Source organism: Sphingomonas sp. TREG-RG-20F-R18-01, from assembly GCF_022662475.1.
Classification (GTDB): Bacteria; Pseudomonadota; Alphaproteobacteria; order Sphingomonadales; family Sphingomonadaceae; genus Sphingomonas.
The window spans coordinates 181,050-198,064 of sequence record NZ_JAKNQQ010000001.1 but is presented as its reverse complement, the minus strand read 5'-3'; the positions used below and the strand labels follow the sequence as shown (position 1 = coordinate 198,064).

Here is a 17,015-nt window from a genome sequence, read left to right as displayed (position 1 = left end):
CGCGTGTTGCTTTCCCGGGATGGAAAGTCGGCTTGGCTTTCGATAGGCAAGCCGTGCCGGGCAACGTTTCGCCCCGGCTGGTGAGTATGCTTTTGCACATTTATGTCGATGCAGATGCCTGTCCGGTCAAGGACGAGGTTTACAAGGTCGCGCTGCGCCGCGCGGTCGCGGTGACGATCGTCAGCAACAGCCCGATCCGGATCCCGGTTCACCCGTTGCTCAGTCGGATCGTCGTGGGGGCCGGGTTCGACGCGGCGGACGACTGGATCGCCGAACGGGCGGATGATGCCAGTGTCGTCGTCACCGGGGACATCCTGCTCGCGGATCGTTGCCTGAAGGCCGGCGCGACCGTCCTGGCACCAACCGGCAAGCCCTTTACCGTGGCCTCGATCGGGAATGCGATCGCCGTGCGCGCGATCATGGCGGACTTGCGGGCGGGCGGCGATGTCGTGGGCGGCCCCGCGCCCTTTTCCAAAACCGACCGATCGCGCTTTCTGTCGGCCCTGGATGAGATGCTGGTTCGCCTGGCGCGGCGATGACGTCGGTTCGGCCAACGCAACCGTTCGCCGGTCGCTTCGGCGCCGGAACCGGCATCGGATGGCGGGCGGCGCTGCTGTTCGCGCTTCTCGCGCTGGCATTGCGGGGCCCCGATTTGGGCAACCCGGCGATCCATACCGATGAGCAATATTACCTGCTGGTCGGCGCCCGCATGTGGCACGGGTCCTGGCCTTATATCGATCTTTGGGACCGCAAGCCGATCGGGCTGTTCCTGCTCTACGCAGCGACCCAGATTTTCCCGGGGGACGGGGTCGTCGCCTATCAGGTCGTGGCCATGGTGTTCGCCATCGGCACGGCGTGGTTGATCGCGCGATGCGCGCAGCGCCTCGGGGCCGCGCCGGCCGGCGGCGTGCTTGCAGGGGCGGCCTATCTGATCTGGTTGCCGATGCTGAGCGGGCGGGCCGGGCAGGCGGGGGTGTTCTTCAACCTGTTCGTGGCTCTGGGGGCGTTGCTCATGCTGTCGCTTCCGGCGCGCGCCCGGCAGGGGCAGGTCGGCGCGATCGTTGCGAGCGGAGCGGTCGCATGCCTGTTCGCGGGGGTCGCGATCCAGACGAAATATACGCCCGCGGTCGAGGGTGCCTGGTTTGGCATCGTGCATCTCTGGTTCCTGCGCCGCGCCGGTGCGCGCAACCCGATGATGGTCGCGGCGGGGGCCTTGTGGCTGTTCCTCGGCCTGTTGCCGACGCTTGCGGCGGTCGCTGTCTACGCGGCACGCGGGACGGCGGCGCTCGATGCCTTTTGGTACGCCAACTTCACCTCCATTTTCCATCGCTCTGCCTATAGCTATCCGACCGATTTGATCCTGCGTCGGCTGGCCGGGATCACCGCGCAGCTCCTGCCCCTCGCCGCCTGTGCCGCGCTCGCGCTTCGCGCCGATCCACGCCGTGTCGAACTCCGGCTGGCGGTCGGGTGGATGGTGGCGGCCTTGGTCCCGTTCGTCGTTCTGGGGGTGTTTTTCGATCACTACGCATTGCCGCTCCTGCCGCCGCTGCTGACGCTGGCCGCGCCGGTACTTGGCCGCCATCGTCGTGTTGCGCTGGGAATCGTGGCGGCGGGCCTCACCGTGTTTTCGGTGGAAGCTGCCATCCGGCCCGACGATGAAGCCGGCGTGCGGACGCTGGCGGGCGTGGTCAAAGCGAATAGCGGGGGAGGGTGCCCCTACGTCTTCATCGGCGATGCCGTCGTCTATCACTTGGCGGAGGCCTGCCTGCCGACGCCCTACGCCTTTCCCTCGACCCTGGCCTATGCGCCCGAGAAGGGGGCCACCGGCATTGACGAAGCCGCCGAGGTGCGGCGGATCATGGCAAAGCGGCCGCCGGTCGTCGTCACCGCGAGCGAACCGCTTGCCGAATGGAACCCGGCCAGCCATGCGGCGATCGAGCGCGCTCTTGCCGCCGACTATCGTCCGGTGTTCAGCGTTCCGCGCGGCCGCTATCGCGCGATCGTCTATCTCCGGTCGGATCGCCGCTTCGTCCGGTGAGTCGCACGCGTAACTCGACGAAAAGTTCCGAAATCGTAAATCGAGCGTCCGGTTTCCCGACTGCCACGTCGTCATGGCAGCGAGGAGACTTGCTGTGCCGACGCCTGTTGCCTGTGCCGATCGATCCGCGCGTGCGCTGATCGCCTGCGCGCATCGTGCCACAGTGGTCGCGCGGTACTGTCTCCGTACGCTGCACGCTGATCGTACGGAACCGTTGCATGTATTTGGAAACTAATGACTTTCGTTCCTGGGATCGCCCGTGGGAGCCGCTGTCGAGCACGGTCGTCCAGTGCAGCTGGACGGTTCTCATTCCCTTCTTCAACGAACGCGACATGCTCGACACCACGCTGTCCAGCCTTGCCGCGCAAGACATGCGGTTCGAGTTGATCCTGATCGACAATGGATCGACCGACGGCAGCGGTGCCGTGGCGGCCGCGAGCTGCCGCCGGCTCGGGCTCGACTTCACGCTGCTAGTCGAACCGCGCCCGGGCAAGGTCAATGCGTTGGCTAAAGGCGTCGAGCGGGTTCGGACATGCTACGTCGCTACCTGCGACGCCGATACGGCCTATCCGTCGGATTACCTGCGCCAGGCCGCGCGCCTGCTCGATCAGGGCGCCGCGGCGGCGGGCGCATATTTCGTGACGCCCGACGCGGCGCCGCGCGACCACGCAAAGGCGGCGCGCCGGATCACGCGCGCCGCGGCCGTGTTGCCTGATCAGTGCCATACCGGGGGCGCGGGTCAGGTTTTCCGCACCACCGTGTTGCGGCGGGTCGGTCAATTTGATGCGCGGCGCTGGGGGTATGTGCTCGAGGATCACGAGATCATGCACCGCGTCGCGCAGCACGGCACGATCGCTTATGGCGAGCGTTTTTGGTGTGCCCCATCGCCACGCGAACGCGACCGTGGGTCGATCCGCTGGACCCTGACCGAACGCTTGGCCTATCACCTGACACCCCGTCCGGCGCGCGATTGGTTCTTCTATTCGTTCCTCGCCAACCGGCTGGCCGGGCGGCGCCTGACCAGCGATCGCATCCGCGAACGGTCGTTCCAGGACATGGTGCAGCCGATCGAAAACGAGCGTCTCGCCGCCTGAACGCCGGCGCTCGCGTTCGACACCCTTGCGACACGACGCAATCGCGGCTTTAGCAAGACGCGATGGTATTCGAGTCTCTTCTCCGATGACCCAGGCCGGGATCAAGGCGGTATTCCTGGCGGAACAGCCGATGTTGCTGCGGTTGCTGACCGCGCGACTTGGCAATCGCGATGATGCCGAAGACGCGTTGCAGGACATCTGGGTCAAGCTCGACCAACAGGAGGTGCGCGAACCGATCGCGCAGCCCGCCGCCTATTTGTATCGGATGGCGTCCAATCTTGCCGCGGACCGTCGGCTTGCCGCGGCGCGGGCCGGCGCACGCGAGACGGCTTGGCATGATGTGCAGCCCGCGGCCGACGAACAGCCCGATGCCGAGCGGGCCTTGCTCGGTCGGGAACGCTTGCGGCAGATCGAAACCAGGCTGGCGGCGATGCCCGAACGGATGCGCGTCGCCTTGAGGCTTTACCGCGTCGAGAATCAGCCGCAAAAGGAGATCGCTGCCCATCTCGGGATGACGGTCAGTGGCGTCGAGAAGTTGCTGCGGCGGGCGGCCCAGCAAATTTCGGCGCATAGAGCCGAGAGCGAGGCGGAAATGGGAGAACCGCATCGTCTATCAGGCGAAGGGGAAGCGCACCGTGGCCGTTGAGGGCTTGAACAGGATGGATCAGGCGATCGACTGGCATTTGCGCCAGCGCGATATGAGCGATGCCGAATGGCGTACGTTCGTCGCCTGGCTGGAAGCCGACCCAGCGAATGCGGCAGCCTTCGATGCGGTCGCGCTCGACATGAGCCTCATCGCTGACCATTCCGAGCTGTTTCCCGCCGAAGCGGCCGAAGCCGTTCCGCCGGTCGAGCGCAAGCGGGCACGGACGATGCTGCGGTGGGGCGTAGGGGCCGGCGCGCTGGCGCTGGCGGCCAGCCTGTCGCTGGTCGTTCTTCCGTCGCTCCCCAACACGGCGGCGCAGCCTTATGCGGTCAGCACCAGGCCGGGCGAGCAGCGCGTCATCGCTCTGGCCGACGGAACACGGATCGATCTGAACGGTGCGAGTCGGATCGAGCTGGACCGATCCAGTCCGCGCCTGGCGACGCTGGTTGCGGGGGAAGCGACGTTTCATGTCCACCACGATTCCCAGGCTCCGTTCGTGCTGCGGTCGGGCACGCTGAGCGTGCAGGACGTGGGCACGGTGTTCAACGCCGAGCGCGATGGGTATCGTCTCGATGTCCAGGTGGCGGAAGGCGCGGTGCTGTTCCAGCCGCGGCGCGACAAGCTCATGCTCCGCGCGGGTGCGGCGGTCACGGCCCGGGATGATACCGGGCATGTCGCCATGTCGCGGATCGATCCTGCCCGGGTCGGCGGGTGGCGCAATGGCGACATCACCTTCGCGGGCGAGCCGTTCGGTCGTCTCGCCAACGCCCTGCGTCGGCTCGACGGGGTCGATGTTACGATCGAGCCGGTCTTGTCGCAGCGTCCCTTTACCGGCATGGTCCACCTGACGGGGAAGGCGGCGCAGGATGTGCCGCATCTTGCCGCATTGATCGGGGCGGACTGGCAGCACGATGGCAAGCGGTGGGTCATCTCGCCTCAGTAGGCTGGGGTTGATTCGCACGTTTGTCGCTATCGCCGCCTGCGTCGGCTTGCCTGGCCATGCGATAGGGCAGACGGCGCAGATCCATATTGCGGTGGCAACGCTGGATCAGGCGCTGACTCAGCTCGCACGACAGACCGGAACCGATATCGTCAGCACAGAGCCGGGCCTGCGGCACGTGCCGGCGCGACGCCTGTCGGGCCGGCTGGCACCCGCCGAGGCGTTGCGACGCCTGCTGAAAGGCACTGGCTACCGCGCGGTGCCCATCGACGCGCGCGGCTTCCGAATCGTCCGCGCTCCGGTGCCGTTGCCCGTCGTGCGAGCGGGTCCGGCGCGGACCCTCTCCCGTGCCGCACCGGCGGAGGGCGCGGACATCATCGTGACGGCTAGCAAGCAGCAGTCGCCGCTGCTGCGCTTTCCCGGCAGCGCGATCATGCTCGGCGGGTTCGCGCCGGGCTCGCGTGCGCTGCGGCCGATCGATATGGACGACCTGACCCGGGCCACACCGGTCCTGCAGAACACCGAGCTCGGGGTGGGGCGCAACAAGATCTTCATTCGGGGGGTTGCGGACAGCAGCTTCAACGGCGCGACGCAATCGACCGCCAACCAGTATTTCGACGAAGTTCCCTTGGGGTTCGCGGGCCCCGAGCCGAGTCTGAACCTGTACGACATGCGCAGCGTCGAAGTGCTGGAGGGTCCGCAAGGGACGCTCTACGGCGCGGGTGCGATCGGGGGAATCATCCGCCTGACGCCAAACCCGGTCGATCTCGCCCGTACCGGTGCGGCGATGACGGGCGGCGTCACGCTGACCGACGACGGCGCACCGGGATTCGATCTGGCGGGGATGGCCAACGTGCCGATCGCGCGCGACACCGCAGGGCTGCGCGTCGTGGGATATCGACAGCGGGCGGGGGGCTATATCGACGATCCCTCGCGCCGGCTGACGTCGATCAATCGCACCGATACGCTCGGCGGCCGTGTGACGCTCGCAGCCGACGCCGGCAATGGCTGGACGTTCGAACTCGGTGCGCTGGGGCAACAGATCGATGCCGCCGACGCGCAATATGCCGAAGCGGGAGCGGGATCGCTGCAACGCAGGTCGCAATATGCGCAGCCATACACCAGTACGGTGAAGCTTGTGCGCGGCGTGGTGCGCAAGCGTTGGGACAGCGGTCTGAACCTGGTCTCGGCGACCGGCTATGTCGACTTGAAGACCGACGATACGTTTGACGCCACCCGCGCGCTCGGCAGTGTCGGGCCAGTCCTGTACCGCAATGTGCAGACCGACACGTTGTTCGTCCAGGAGACCCGGCTGTCGCGGCCTGCGACGACGAGGGTGGGATGGTTGCTGGGCGTGTCCTATCTCAACGACAGTGACGTCCAATCCCGCGCGCTCGGGCCCCCCGGTCAGACCGCGACCATCATCGGCGTGACCAACCGGACGGAAAGCTTGTCGGGCTTTGGCGAGGCGACGTGGCCGGTTACGCCGAGCTTTGCGCTCACGGCCGGCGCCCGATTGACCACGGCGCGGACCGATGGCGAGCCCTCGGTCCGTCCCCGCAACAACAGTTTCATCCGCGGAAGGGCAACCAGGCGGATCGATCCCACGCTGGCGCTGTCCTGGCTCGTCGCGCCGCGTACCGCGGTTTTTGCAAAGGTCCAGTCTGGCTATCGCACCGGGGGCCTTGCCGTGGCGAGCGGGGTTGGCCGGGTTGCGGACTATCGCTCCGATTCGATCATCGTTGGGGAGGCGGGTATCCGCCGGCAGCGGCGGGGGGAAACCGGACTCGAAGTGTCCGGCGCTGTCTCCCACGCGCGGTGGCGCGATATCCAGGCCGATCTCTACAGCCGTCGTGGGCAGCCCTACACCGCCAACATCGGCAATGCCGGGATTACGGCGATCGAGGCGCTGGGGGACTGGGTGCCGGTGCGCGGGCTGCACGCCAACTTCGCCTTTCTCTACACGTATAACCTCGTCGACGGCGCGCTGGCGCAGCTCTCGAAAAGCGCCAATCGACGGCTACCCGAAACGCCGCCGTTCGCCGGTAATGCGGGCTTGTCCTACCAATGGTTGCGGCGGGGGGCGCAGCGGTTCGACGTCGGCGTGCAGGGGCGCTATGTCGGACGGTCGGTGCTCGGCACGGGGGACTTTCTCGAGCTCAGCCAAGGGCAATATGCCGCGGTGGATTCGCATGTCGGTTGGCGGTGGCGCAATCTCGACCTGACCCTGTCAGGCGAGAACCTGACCAATGTCCGCGCCAATCGTTTCGCGCTGGGCAATCCGCTGATCCTGGCGACGCGCGCGCAGACCACGCCGTTGCGGCCGCGCAGCATCCGTATCGGCGCGTCGGTCGCCTGGTAGGGCTGGTGCCATCCTCCCCGGACCGGACGTCCGGGGAGTGCCACGATCGCTCGGACCGGTCCGGCCCGGGCTTCCCGAAGGTTGAGGCGGCGCTAGTTTCTGTCCGCGGCTGGCCCCTGTTTGAGGGGAGGGGCAGCCGGCGCAGGCTGACCGGGCGGCGTGGCGCGGTCGGTCGCCGCGTCCCCCTTGTGACGCACCCCGGCCAATCCATCCGCGAGCAGCGGGACATGGGTCGGCACTGCCAGCAAAGGACTTGGCTCGTCGTCGAGCTTGAGCATTTCCATCCGAAGTTTGGCGTTGGTGAGGAACGTCTGCGCCTTCATGCATTGATTTGCGCTCGGGCGGCGGAATTCGAGGCAGTTCCAAAGCGCCTTGTCGTAATTCCGAGATTGATCGCGCATGTAGCTGAACGACATGGTCGCGATCTGCGCTGGCTGCAGCGGCAGGGCTGTCGGCGTCTTGGATGGGTCGATCCACCCCATCACCTTGCAATACGACCGGTCGCCACAGGCGCGCTTGGCGTAGAGCGCGAAGCCGTCGGGTGACATGCTATCGGCATCCAGCGTGACCAGGAAGCTGCCGGCATCGCCCGTGACGGGGGCGGGAAGCGCTGCTTGCGCGGCAACGGGATCGTAGAACGCCCCTTCCGGCTGAAGCATCGGCCCGGGTCCATCGACTGCACTGCGATGGGCTTCCGAATATACGGCAAGCGCGGCAATGACCGGCTCGTCGCTGGAGACGTGACGCGTGAACGCAGCGGCCGTCCCCCACCAGCCGGTCCACCGGAAAAAGAGATGCGTGTCTACCGCGGCGATCTTGTCCAGGCTCGACTGCCAATAGGGCACGACCCAATTGGTGTGGTAATGGGTGGCATAGCCGACCTTCCGATACACCGAACCGCGCAAGGCTGCTGCTGCCACCGTGCGCGCACGGGCCCATTGCGCGTCGCTCCAGCGGTGGCGGACCAGGGCGCCGTCGCACGTGAAGGTGAACTGGCAGCCGGTCGTACGGTCCGCACCCTGGAAGACGACCCCGCAGATGGTCTTGGGAAAGGCGGGATGGCGAACCCGATTGATCACCACCTGCGCAACCGCGCGTTGCCCGATGGCATCGTCGCCGGCCTCGTACAGCACGGCTGCCGCTAGACAGTCGGTCGCGCGCGCCTGGGCTGCCGGGTCTCCCTCGAGCCGGAACGGTCGCGCCGGGGGAATGGGGCCATCGACGAACGGCACGTCCGCATTATACTCGCGAGCGTCCTGTGGATCGAGGTCCTGAAATGCGACCGGCTCGACGGGCGGAAGCTCGGCCTGCGGCACGACCCGCTGCGGGACCGCATGGACACGGTGATGCCGATAGTGCGGCACGGGTGGCGCGTAATGCACGAGCAGGCTGGGGACGACGATCGCCAGCATGGCGATAGCGACGAGCACCGCGCGCAAGCGGCGGCTGAGCGGCGGTTGAGCGACCACGAGATTCAGCGGACGACGAAGTGGCGCGAGAAGGGCAGCACGAAGGGCTCCTGACCGGGATTGGCCGGCGCCCTTAGCGCATTTTTACGCACATGCGAAATGCACGCCGCCGTTTGCGAACGGCGTGCGTCTCGATCTGGCTCAGCTCTCGGGCAGGAAGTCCGGCACCGACAGATAGCGCTCACCGGTATCATAGTTGAACCCGAGCACGCGGACATCGTCGGGCAGGTCGGGAAGCTTCTGCAGGATCGCGGCGAGCGTCGCGCCCGAGCTGATCCCGACGAGCATCCCTTCCTCGGCAGCCGAGCGGCGAGCCATGTCCTTGGCGACCGCGGCATCGACCTTGATCGCGCCGTCGATCGACTGGGTGTGGAGGTTGGCAGGCACGAACCCCGCGCCGATCCCTTGGATCGGATGCGGGCCGGGCGCGCCGCCCGAGATCACCGGCGAGGCTTCGGGCTCGACCGCATAGACCTTGAGGTTGGGCCATTCCTTCTTGAGCGCCTCGGCAACGCCCGTGATGTGCCCGCCGGTGCCGACCCCGGTGATGATCACGTCGATCGGCGAATCGCGGAAATCGTTGAGGATCTCCATCGCGGTCGTGCGGACGTGAACGTCGATGTTGGCGGCGTTTTCGAACTGCTGCGGCATCCACGAATTGGGGGTCTGCTCGACCAGCTCGAGCGCACGTTCGATCGCGCCCTTCATGCCCTTTTCGCGCGGGGTGAGATCGAAGGTCGCACCGTAGGCGAGCATCAGGCGGCGGCGTTCGAGCGACATACTTTCGGGCATGACGAGCACGAGCTTGTAGCCCTTGACCGCCGCGACCATCGCCAGGCCGACGCCGGTGTTGCCGCTGGTCGGTTCGATGATCGTCCCGCCGGGCTGGAGGTGCCCGTCACGTTCCGCCGCCTCGATCATCGCGAGCGCGATGCGGTCCTTGATCGACCCGCCGGGGTTGGAGCGTTCCGACTTGATCCAGACTTCGGCGCCGGGGAAGAGCTTCTGGATACGGACATGCGGCGTGTTGCCGATCGTATCCAGGATGGTGTTCGCCTTCATGATTGCGCAACTCCTGCTGGGGTCTTTGAAAGGGCTATGTCGGGCTGGTCGAAGGTCTTGGCAAGCCTGAGCTCGGGGAACAGGCGGACCCACAGGATCGTGACGACGATCGCGCCGATCCCGCCGAACATCACCGCGCCGACCGGGCCGAGCAGCGACGCTAGCAGCCCGCTCTCGGCTTCACCGAGCTCGTTCGAGGCGGAAATCGTGAGCTGCGAGACCGCACTGACGCGGCCGCGCATTGCGTCCGGGGTGTGAAGCTGGATCAGCGACTGGCGGACATAGACCGACACCATGTCGCCGCAGCCAGCGATCGCGAGCGCGGCGGCACTGAGCCACAAGTTGTGCGACAGCCCGAAGACGAGGATCGCCGCGCCGAACACCATCACCGCGATCAGCATCTTGACCCCGACGTTGGTCTTCATCGGCCGGACCGAGAACCACAGAGCGGTGACGGTCGCGCCGGCGCCCATGCTCGCGGCGAGGATGCCAAGCCCCTGCGGGCCGACATGGAGGATGTCGCGCGCGAACACCGGGAGCAGAGCGGTCGACCCGGCGAGCAGCACCGCGAACAGGTCGAGCGTGATTGTCGCGAGCACCAGTCGGTTGTGGCGGACATAGGCGAAGCCCTGCGCGATCCGGGTGAAGGGATGCTGGTCGGGTTGCGATGGCGGCTGGGGAACCGGGCCGATCAGGAACATCGCGACCAGCGCGACGGTCAACAGGCCGACGACGACGCCGTACGCGAAATCGGGATGGACCGCGAACAGCAGCCCGCCGAGGCTCGGCCCCGCGATCGACCCGACCTGCCACGCGATCGAACTGACCGCGATCGCGGTCGGCAGGCTTTCGCGCGGGACGAGGTTGGGCGCGAGCGCGGAATAAGCGGGGCCGGAGAAGGCGCGGACGATCCCGAACACGACCGCCGCGGTGAACAAAGCGGGGAGGGTGAGCGTGTGCGTCGCGGTCAGCACGCCGAGCGTGCCTGCGGTGAGCAGCATCACCAGCGTCGTCACCCGCACGATCCAGCGCCGGTCGACCGAGTCGGCGACCAGCCCGACCACCGGGGTCAGCAGGAACAAAGGCACGAACTGTGCCGCGCCAATCATCCCGAGCAGGAACGCCGCCTCGCGAATCCCCATGGTCGCGCGCGCCAGGCCGTAAACCTGCCAGCCGACGATCAGCGCCATCGCGGTGATCGCGACCGTGCCCGACAGGCGCGACGCCCAATAGGCACGGAAGTTGGGAATGCGGAACGGGTGGGGTGCGTCTGCCATCGCGCCAAGCCTTAGGCCCAGCCGCGCGCACGCCGCAATCATCGTCTTGCTTGGCCCGTCGAAACTTCTGTTCGTCCCGGTGACGCTAGGGATTTGACGCGGGAGATTGATATGCGCGCAACAACGCGCCTATAGGCTCGCGACATTCCCCAGGATACGAGGTTGATCGTCCGTGGCCAAAGCCCCCGCCCTTCGTAAAGCTGAACCGCCGGTTCCCAACCGCGAACGTCCCGATGAACCGACGCCTTATGCGGCTTCGAAGGACGAGCTGATCGAATTCTACAAGCAGATGTTGCTGATCCGCCGCTTCGAGGAAAAGGCGGGCCAGTTGTACGGGCTGGGCCTGATCGGCGGCTTCTGCCATCTCTACATCGGCCAGGAAGCGGTCGCGGTCGGCCTGCAGTCCGCGCTGACTCCGGTCGACAGCGTCATCACCGGCTATCGCGACCACGGCCACATGCTGCTGTGCGGCATCCCGCCGAAGGACGTGATGGCCGAGCTTACGGGGCGTGCCGCTGGCATCTCCAAGGGCAAGGGCGGCTCGATGCACATGTTCTCGGTCGAACATAAGTTTTACGGCGGGCACGGCATCGTCGGCGCGCAGGTCTCGCTCGGCACCGGGCTCGGCTTCAGCCACAAGTATAAGGGCGACGGCGGCGTTTGCCTCGCCTACTTCGGCGATGGTGCGGCCAACCAGGGCCAGGTCTACGAGAGCTTCAACATGGCCGAGCTCTGGAAGCTACCGGTCATCTACGTCATCGAAAACAACCAGTACGCGATGGGCACGAGCGTCAACCGCGCATCGGCCGAGGACCAGCTCTATCGCCGCGGAGAGAGCTTCCGCATCCCGGGCATCCAGGTCGATGGCATGGACGTGCTCGCGTGCCGAGGTGCCGCCGAAGAGGCACTCGCCTGGGTTCGTGCGGGCAAGGGGCCGATCATCCTCGAGATGAAGACCTATCGTTACCGCGGCCACTCGATGTCCGACCCTGCGAAATATCGCAGCCGCGAGGAAGTCCAGGCGGTCCGCGACAAGTCCGACCCGATCGAGTTCGTCAAGAAGCTGCTCGAGGAACAAGGCGTCCCCGAGGGCGATCTCAAGGGGGTCGAGCAGGAGATCCGCAAGATCGTCAACGAAGCTGCCGATTTCGCTGAACAGACGCCCGAGCCCGATGCGGCCGAGCTCTATACCGACGTTCTGGTGGAAAAATACTGATGCCGATTGAGATCAAGATGCCCGCGCTTTCCCCCACGATGGAGGAAGGCACGCTCGCCAAATGGCTGGTCAAGGAAGGCGACGTCGTCAAGTCGGGCGACATCATGGCCGAGATCGAGACCGACAAGGCGACGATGGAATTCGAAGCGGTCGACGAAGGCACGATCGGCAAGATTCTCGTCGCCGAAGGCACCGACAATGTGAAGGTCGGTACCGTCATCGCGACGCTCGACGCCGAGGGCGAAGAGCCGTCGTCGGGCGAGCGTGCGGGCGACTCCGCCAACGCGCAGCCCAAGGAAGCGCAGCCCGCCGACAAGGCACCGCCAGCGCCCGAAAGCAACGTGCCGATGGCCGCCGAGAGCGGTACGCAGCAGCTCCACGCCGCTGCCGAGCAGAAGGCCAAGGTCAGCGACCCCGCGATCCCCGAGGGGACCGAGATGGTCAAGATCACGCTGCGCGAGGCACTTCGCGACGCGATGGCCGAGGAAATGCGCGCCGACGAGCGCGTCTTCGTCATCGGCGAGGAAGTTGCGCAGTACCAGGGCGCATACAAGGTCACGCAGGGCTTGCTCGCCGAGTTCGGCGACAAGCGCGTGATCGATACGCCGATCACCGAATATGGCTTTGCCGGTGTCGGTGCGGGCGCGGCGATGGGCGGGCTTCGCCCGATCGTCGAGTTCATGACCTTCAACTTCGCGTTGCAGGCGATCGACCACATCATCAACTCGGCGGCGAAGACCAACTACATGTCGGGTGGCCAGATGCGCTGCCCGATCGTGTTCCGCGGTCCGAACGGCGCGGCATCGCGCGTCGGTGCGCAGCATTCGCACAACTTCGCAGCATGGTACGCGAGCGTCCCGGGCCTGATCGTGATCGCGCCCTATGATGCGGCGGACGCCAAGGGCCTGCTCAAGGCCGCGATCCGCACCGAGGATCCGGTCGTGTTCCTCGAGAACGAGCTGCTCTACGGCCGCACGTTCGAAGTGCCCAAGCTCGACGATTACGTCCTGCCGATCGGCAAGGCGCGGATCATGCGCGAGGGCAAGGACGTGACGATCGTCAGCTATTCGATCGGCGTGGGCCTTTCGCTCGAAGCGGCCGAGAAGCTGGCGGAAGAGGGGATCGACGCCGAGGTGATCGATCTGCGCACGCTCCGTCCGCTCGATACCGAGACGGTGCTCGCGAGCCTCAAGAAGACCAACCGCCTCGTCATCGCCGAAGAGAATTGGGCGACCTGCTCGATCGCTTCGGAAATCCAGGCGGTATGCATGGAGCAGGGCTTCGACGACCTCGATGCGCCGGTGCTGCGCGTCACCAACGAGGACGTGCCGATGCCCTATGCGGCGAACCTCGAGAAGCTGATGCTGGTGACGAGCGAGAAGATCGTCGCTGCGGTCAAGAAGGTAACGTACCGGGGTTGAGGTCCCGGTACGCCCCTCGGGGCGTCACCCGGTGTAGCGGTTGCAGGTCGACGCCGTCGCGGTCGGCGACGGATTGTAGATCTGTGTGAAGACGCGGCGATCGCGCACGATGAACGACGCGACGTAATGGATGCGCGACGGCGTGAAAATGCCGTAGCCGACCAGCGGCGTGTACAGATAATTGACCTCGACGAACATCACGCCCGATCCGCTGGGGGCGCTGACCATCGCGTTGGCGTCGCCCATGCCATTGGGCGCCAATATGCCGTCATTTGCCTGCGTTCCATCGCTGCCATCGTTGGAACTGGTGGCCCCGTAGCTTGAATCGTAGGCCGTGCCGCTCTTCAATCCGGCGCACCGCTGCCAATGGATGCGCTGAACCGGCGCAGTGTCATAACTTTGCTGCACGTTCTCAAGGCTGGATATGGTGATCCTGCCATTGGTCATGAGATTGATGCCGGCGCCCTGCAGCCGTGCGGCTTGCAAGACGTCGTTCATGTCGACTTCGCGCAACTGCTGCTGCGATAGCGTATTGGTCGTTCCGACGCGCGAGGCGTTGTCGGCCAGCGCCAGGGTGATCTGGCTGATCTTGAGATTCAGCAGCGCCAGATTCGCCGTCTCGATCCCGTACAGCCCGAGAGCCAGGACAATTGGCAGGGACAGGGCAAACTCCAGCATCGCCACGCCGCCGCGGTCTGCGCGCAACCGTGCAAGGGTGTTGGCATGGCGGGTCATGTGCAGATCGTCGCTGGCGACGAGGCTGCCTGGGTCGCGTAAGGCTGATTCTTGAGCAGCGTGGTGGTGGTGATCGTCACGGTGGTCGGCCAGCCGATCAGACCCGCGATGGGGAAGATGCGCGGGTAGGTGACGCTCATCGTGTACAGCGTCACGTCGTTCGCGCCGCCCTGGCCCGCGATCCCGGCATCTGCGTCCCATTGTTTGTTACCGTTGATGTCCGAGTAGCATTCGCCGACCTGACGGATCCCGTCGTTGTTGCTGTCGGTGAACGGTTCGGCCCCGATGGTGGAAAAGGTCGCATAGCTCTTGCGCGAGGAGCACCAGCTTCCCGCGACCGGAGTGGTCGCACAGGAATTCGTCGGCAGGCTGAACAGCCCGCTCATACCAGTAAGGACGCGCGCATCGAGCGTATCCGTCTGCTGCGCGCCGCCCTGAATGGTCGCGTCGCGCCCCGCTTTCTGGACCGCGCCGTTGAGGACGGATTTGGCATAGACCTGGTAGATCAGGTCGCACAGACCCATCATCAGCAGCAACATCACGGGCGCCACGAAGGCGAATTCGACCAGCGCAGCGCCGCGCACGTCCGATGCGATCGGGCGGCGCATCATTTCGAAATCCGAAGCATGGCGACCTGCTTTGCGATGTTCTGGAAGGCGGTCTGCAATCCGGAACCGCTGGCGGTCACCAGCGCCTGGCCAGGGACCTTTGCGCAGGACGTCATCTCTGCGGTGGGCGTGGCGTCGGTCGTGATGCTGACGGTCCAGACGTCGATATTCAACGCCTTCGCCTTCGCACATTCAGCGAGGAAACGCTGGTTGTGATAGTTTTTCTGGTTGGCGAAGTCCCCATTCGTGACGCGCTTGTCCAATCCTTCGATGCCATACATGCCGTAGATCGACGTCGAGGGTGCCATGTCGCCGTCGGTCAGGAAGACGATGACGCGATTGGGGGACTGTCGACCCGGCCAGGCGGCCGTATCGCCGCTGAAGACGCCGGTAGGGGACAGCAGGCGCACGCCCCAGATCATGCCCGTATCATGATAGGTGCCGCCCACGGGGCGGAAGTCCGTCGCATTCACATAATTGGTGACGTCCTGCTGGGTCATCGTCGACACCCGGCGGACCGGCTTGCCGCAGCTGATGAGGCCGCCCTTCAGCAGGGAACCGCTACCATAATAGAAATACGAGAAGCCGTTCACATTGTTGTAGAATGCGGTCTTGTCCGTGTCCCCGCCGTTGTTGGAACTGTCCATCACGCTGCTGGTGCTGAAGAACGGGGACGGGCTTCCGCCATTGTAATTCCTTGCGTACACGACTTCGGACCACATCGGTCGCCAGCGGGTCGCGTCCGACGTCGGGACCCGATCCGGGTCGAGATCGCCGGGCAGGGCGTTGACGTTGAACGAGCTGACACCCGACGTCGTGTCGCGTTCCTCGATGCAGCCGGCCCAGCTGTTGGTGGTTCCATCCAGCTTCGAGGGATCGATGATCGACGTGTTCGTCAGGTAGGAACTGACGTCCAGAGGTGTCGGACCATAGGTCCACAAGGGGCCGTACGTGGTGGTCGTGACCAGGCACTTGTTCGAACCGGACTGTGCACTGTTCCAGGCTTTGCCGACCACGGTAGCGCGGCTGGAGGTGTCGAACGTGTAGGGCTGCCCGGTGACGGCGGCGGGCGTACGAACCGAACCCGAACAGTTCGACTGGGACGTCGAGTCGTATACCGAGGATTGAGAGACCTGATATTGGCTGGTCTTGTTCGGATCGATGTAGCGCGAATTGTACGTCCAGGTTTTCGCGCCGGACGTCCCCGCGCCCCCGATCATGAAGGACGGGTTCACGTCCATGATCGCCGCTCCGGCGTTGACCGTGGACGTGTAGGTGACGAAGCCATAGCGGACGTGCGTCGAGGGATCGGCGTTGGACGCAATCGTGGTGTAGAAGCTGACGACGGCGGACCGGACCGCCGCGATCCGGGATCCGGATCGTTCGGGAACCGCATAGCCCGTCGATCCAGGATATCCGGCAACGCTGTCGTTGGCGCTCCCGGTCGTGCCGTTGCTTGCGCCCAGAGCGGAGTCGGCAGGGCGCGTATAGGCCGTCGTGGCGTTGGCGCTGACGTAGGACGTGCAGGCGGAGTCGGTGTCGCTGGGCAGGCATGCCATCGATCCGGTCGTGTCCAGCACGAACATCACATCCGTGTCGGCCACGTCGTAGCGGGCTTCGCACGTTACGCTGATGACCACCGACTTGGTTCCGAGAATCTGGGAGACGGTCATCGGCACCGTGGCGCTGGCTGACCCCGAAACCTGATTATCCGCGGTCTTTGCCGGCGTGAAGGTTACCGCCGTCGTGCCCATATATCCCGGCGCGACCGGCGAAGTGGTATCCTTCTTGAAATTGTTGCCGAAAAACGCCTGCGCCTGGGTGTTGGCATTGGCGTCGAGCGTCGTGCTGTTGCTGTCGATCATGAACTTGCGACCCGCCAGGGCGCCGGCATCGCAGGCTTGCTGCAACCGGGCCTTGACGACATAGAGGCGGCTCATGTCGACCGCAGATCCGACCAGCCCCGTCAGCGGGATGAGGAAAATCGCCATCATGGCCAGCGTATTGCCGCGCACGTCCCGGGCGAGCGACGCCAGCAAGCCGCGCTGCGCCGCCGCATTTCTGGGTGCTTGCCCGGTCATGCCTCTTCCGTTCCTTACTAACGTCACATCGATCTCCCGCCATGCTATGGCGCAAGATCGGCTAAT

14 protein-coding genes are annotated in these 17,015 nt (G+C 65.6%); 8 read left to right on the top strand and 6 right to left on the bottom strand.

The genetic code is table 11. The features are described 5' to 3' along the window. Nucleotides 1-86: 86 nt before the first annotated feature. The 6 genes from L8K25_RS00975 (at nt 87) to L8K25_RS00950 (ending at nt 7,080) form a co-directional block, all read left to right on the top strand. Complete coding sequence (locus tag L8K25_RS00975) at nt 87-539, top strand: YaiI/YqxD family protein (protein WP_242137063.1); 453 nt, start codon at nt 87-89, stop codon at nt 537-539. After that, nucleotides 536-2,038, top strand: coding sequence for a hypothetical protein (locus L8K25_RS00970; RefSeq protein ID WP_242137062.1), 1,503 nt, complete (start codon nt 536-538; stop codon nt 2,036-2,038). Before L8K25_RS00975 ends, L8K25_RS00970 begins: the two co-directional genes overlap by 4 nt. A 218-nt stretch (nt 2,039-2,256) precedes the next feature. Beyond that, nucleotides 2,257-3,132, top strand: a complete 876-nt coding sequence (locus tag L8K25_RS00965; RefSeq protein ID WP_242137061.1) for a glycosyltransferase family A protein — start codon at nt 2,257-2,259, stop codon at nt 3,130-3,132. Nucleotides 3,133-3,217: 85 nt separating this feature from the next. Continuing rightward, nucleotides 3,218-3,778 carry an RNA polymerase sigma factor gene (locus L8K25_RS00960; protein ID WP_242137060.1) on the top strand — a complete coding sequence of 187 codons (561 nt, stop codon included), beginning with the start codon at nt 3,218-3,220 and terminating at the stop codon, nt 3,776-3,778. A 13-nt stretch (nt 3,779-3,791) separates the two neighbouring features. Further along, nucleotides 3,792-4,721 carry a FecR domain-containing protein gene (locus L8K25_RS00955; protein ID WP_242137059.1) on the top strand — a complete coding sequence of 310 codons (930 nt, stop codon included), beginning with the start codon at nt 3,792-3,794 and terminating at the stop codon, nt 4,719-4,721. After that, the gene (locus L8K25_RS00950; RefSeq protein WP_242137058.1) at nt 4,690-7,080 is read left to right on the top strand and encodes a TonB-dependent receptor; all 2,391 of its coding nucleotides are present in this window, start codon (nt 4,690-4,692) and stop codon (nt 7,078-7,080) included. The genes L8K25_RS00955 and L8K25_RS00950 overlap by 32 nt, the downstream gene beginning before the upstream one ends. A gap of 92 nt (nt 7,081-7,172) precedes the next feature. Here L8K25_RS00950 and L8K25_RS00945 read toward each other — a convergent pair whose 3' ends face one another. From L8K25_RS00945 to L8K25_RS00935, 3 genes are all read right to left on the bottom strand, one after another. Further along, nucleotides 7,173-8,549, bottom strand: a complete 1,377-nt coding sequence (locus L8K25_RS00945; protein ID WP_242137057.1) for a cell wall hydrolase — start codon at nt 8,547-8,549, stop codon at nt 7,173-7,175. Between the two features lie 141 nt (nt 8,550-8,690). Beyond that, a complete protein-coding gene (gene cysK / locus L8K25_RS00940; RefSeq protein WP_242137056.1) occupies nt 8,691-9,611 on the bottom strand; it encodes a cysteine synthase A in 921 nt (306 codons plus the stop codon). Next, nucleotides 9,608-10,888, bottom strand: coding sequence for an MFS transporter (locus L8K25_RS00935; protein ID WP_242137055.1), 1,281 nt, complete (start codon nt 10,886-10,888; stop codon nt 9,608-9,610). The genes cysK and L8K25_RS00935 overlap by 4 nt, the downstream gene beginning before the upstream one ends. A 172-nt stretch (nt 10,889-11,060) precedes the next feature. On the opposite strand from L8K25_RS00935, the gene pdhA reads away from it, so the two are divergent. Together pdhA and L8K25_RS00925 are read left to right on the top strand one after the other, a co-directional pair. Beyond that, nucleotides 11,061-12,104 (top strand): pyruvate dehydrogenase (acetyl-transferring) E1 component subunit alpha, encoded by a 1,044-nt coding sequence (gene pdhA, locus L8K25_RS00930; protein ID WP_242137054.1) that lies wholly within the window; start codon nt 11,061-11,063, stop codon nt 12,102-12,104. Continuing rightward, nucleotides 12,104-13,525, top strand: a complete 1,422-nt coding sequence (locus L8K25_RS00925; RefSeq protein ID WP_242137053.1) for a pyruvate dehydrogenase complex E1 component subunit beta — start codon at nt 12,104-12,106, stop codon at nt 13,523-13,525. The genes pdhA and L8K25_RS00925 overlap by 1 nt, the downstream gene beginning before the upstream one ends. 24 nt (nt 13,526-13,549) lie before the next feature. Here L8K25_RS00925 and L8K25_RS00920 read toward each other — a convergent pair whose 3' ends face one another. From L8K25_RS00920 to L8K25_RS00910, 3 genes are read right to left on the bottom strand one after another with little or no spacing between them, the layout of a single operon-like run. Continuing rightward, nucleotides 13,550-14,260 carry a hypothetical protein gene (locus tag L8K25_RS00920; RefSeq protein ID WP_242137052.1) on the bottom strand — a complete coding sequence of 237 codons (711 nt, stop codon included), beginning with the start codon at nt 14,258-14,260 and terminating at the stop codon, nt 13,550-13,552. Continuing rightward, on the bottom strand, nt 14,257-14,871 hold the full coding sequence (locus L8K25_RS00915; RefSeq protein ID WP_242137051.1) for a TadE/TadG family type IV pilus assembly protein: 615 nt from the start codon (nt 14,869-14,871) through the stop codon (nt 14,257-14,259). The genes L8K25_RS00920 and L8K25_RS00915 overlap by 4 nt, the downstream gene beginning before the upstream one ends. Beyond that, nucleotides 14,868-16,949, bottom strand: coding sequence for a TadE/TadG family type IV pilus assembly protein (locus tag L8K25_RS00910; RefSeq protein WP_242137050.1), 2,082 nt, complete (start codon nt 16,947-16,949; stop codon nt 14,868-14,870). The genes L8K25_RS00915 and L8K25_RS00910 overlap by 4 nt, the downstream gene beginning before the upstream one ends. Between the last annotated feature and the right edge of the window lie 66 nt (nt 16,950-17,015).